General features: G+C 73.5%; 2 protein-coding genes. Both read right to left on the minus strand.

What is annotated here, in order from left to right; all coding sequences use genetic code 11:
* Positions 1-27: 27 nt before the first annotated feature.
* On the minus strand, positions 28-870 hold the full coding sequence (locus AC529_RS19135; RefSeq protein ID WP_068758733.1) for an ABC transporter ATP-binding protein: 843 nt from the start codon (positions 868-870) through the stop codon (positions 28-30).
* On the minus strand, positions 867-1,955 hold the full coding sequence (locus AC529_RS19140; RefSeq protein ID WP_068758734.1) for an ABC transporter substrate-binding protein: 1,089 nt from the start codon (positions 1,953-1,955) through the stop codon (positions 867-869). Before AC529_RS19140 ends, AC529_RS19135 begins: the two co-directional genes overlap by 4 nt.
* Positions 1,956-2,060 lie beyond the last annotated feature (105 nt).

Raw genomic sequence — 2,060 nt, forward strand, 5'->3', positions numbered from 1 at the left:
GGGGCGGGGGCGGGGGGAGCGAGCGTGTCAGTCACGGGAGCGGTCCTTCCGGGTGGTGGCGGTCCGTTCGAGGTGCTGGGCGGCGGTCACCTCGCCGCGCAGCTCGGCCCAGACCGTGTGGCGGTACTTTCCGAACGCGGGGTCGGAGCGCAGGTCCTCGGCGGCGCCCCGGTCGAGGTCGATGTCGATCACGGTCTTGATCCGCCCGGGGCGCGAGGTCATCACGGCCACCCGCTGCCCCAGGTAGACCGCCTCGTCGATGCTGTGGGTGACGAACAGGACGGTCTTTGCGGTGCGCTCCCAGATCCGCAGCAGCTCGTCCTGCAGGGTCTCGCGGGTCTGGGCGTCCAGGGCGGCGAACGGCTCGTCCATGAGCAGCACCTCGGGGTCGAAGGCGAGGCTGCGGGCGATGGCGACGCGCTGCCGCATGCCGCCGGACAGCTCGTGCGGGTAGTGCTCCTCGAAGCCGGAGAGCCCGACCAGCTCCAGGTACTCGCGGGCCCTCTGGGAGCGCTCCCGGCGAGGGATCCCCTTGGCCTCCAGGCCGAACTCGACATTGCCCCGCGCGGTGCGCCAGGGCAGCAGCGCGTACTGCTGGAAGACCAGGCCGCGGTCCAGGCCGGGGCCGGTGACGGGGGCGCCGTCCAGCAGGATCCGCCCCGAGGAGGGGCGGGCCAGGCCGCCCAGCAGGTCCAGCAGGGTGGACTTGCCGCAGCCGCTGGGGCCGACCAGCACCAGGAACTCCCCGGCGCCGATGTCGAGGGTGACGTCCTCCAGCGCGGTGAAGCGGGTCGGGGGACGGCGCGGGTGGTCGGGGTCGCGCACGGTGAACTCGTGCCGGACGTGCTCCAGGCGCAGCTTCGGGGTCACCGGTCCTCACCTCCGGCGGCCCCCTCGGCGGCGGGCAGGGGCTCGCCGTCGGGGCCGGAGTCGGGCGGGTAGGTGCCGTTGGCGTAGGGGTTGAACTCGTTGGTGTAGACGTCGGAGAGGGCGATCTGCCCCTCGGCGAGCTCCCCGTTGCGCACCAGCCAGTCGTGCCAGACCGAGAACTCCCGCTCGTCGATCACCCCGCCGGGGCCGGCCACCCCCTCGCTCTTCCAGTACTGGATGGTCTCGGTGTCCTCGTTGCGGCCCCGCCGCTCGACGATGGCGACGAACCGGTCCACGACCTCCTCGCGGGGCCTGGTCTGCGTCCAGCGCAGGGCGCGGGCCACGCCCTCGACGAACGCGCGCGTGGTGTCGGGGTCGCGTTCGATGAAGTCGTTGCGCAGCACGAGGCTGCCGTAGCTGAAGGAGTAGAGCTCGGTGTCGGTGAAGAGGGGGCGCAGGCCGCCGCGCTCCAGGGCCCGCTCCCGGTGGATGCTGCCGAGGGTGGCCACCTCCACCTGGCCGCTGCGCAGCGCCTGCTCGGAGTTGACGGGCGGGACGACGGTCAGTTCGACCTGGGCGATCTCCTCCGCGGTCAGGCCGTTGCGGGCCAGCCACTCGCGGACCACGAACTCGTGGTGCGCGCCGAGGGTGTTCATCGCGACCTTGGCGCCGACCAGGTCGCGCGCCTCGGTGATGGGGCTGTCCTCGAGCACGTAGTAGCCGTTGTAGCTCGCCTCGTCGGAGCCGTAGTAGGCGAGGACGGCGGTGACCGGGGACCCGGCGGCGACGAGCTTGAGGATGGCGCCGTTGAACGCCCCGCCGTAGTCGGTGTCCCCGGTGGCGGCGGCCTGGATGGACTGGGGGCCGCTGGTGGTGTCGCCGACCCAGTCCAGTTCCACCCCGTCCAGGTAGCCGAGGTCGGCGGCGAGCTCGGGAGGGGTGACGGCTCCCGGGGAGCCCTGGTAGCGCAGGACGGCGGCCCCTCCGGAGGAGCCCGTCCCCTGGGACGGGGCGCAGGCGGAGAGGAGGGGTGCGACCGCTCCGGCGGTCGCGGCGTACCGCAGGAAGTGTCGTCTGGTGTGCATGGCTGCTCTCTTCCGGGCGGCCGGGCTCGGCCGCGGCGGGGGTCCGAGGAGGGACGGGGACGGTGAGGGGCCGCCGGGGACGGCCGCGGCGGCGACGGAACGCCA

Source organism: Thermobifida cellulosilytica TB100 (assembly GCF_001517975.1).
Taxonomy (GTDB): domain Bacteria; phylum Actinomycetota; class Actinomycetes; order Streptosporangiales; family Streptosporangiaceae; genus Thermobifida; species Thermobifida cellulosilytica.

What these genes read in the sequence shown, in the direction of transcription:
- AC529_RS19140 (WP_068758734.1), bottom strand. Translation starts at nt 1,955, where the DNA reads ATGCACACCAGACGACACTTCCTGCGGTACGCCGCGACCGCCGGAGCG.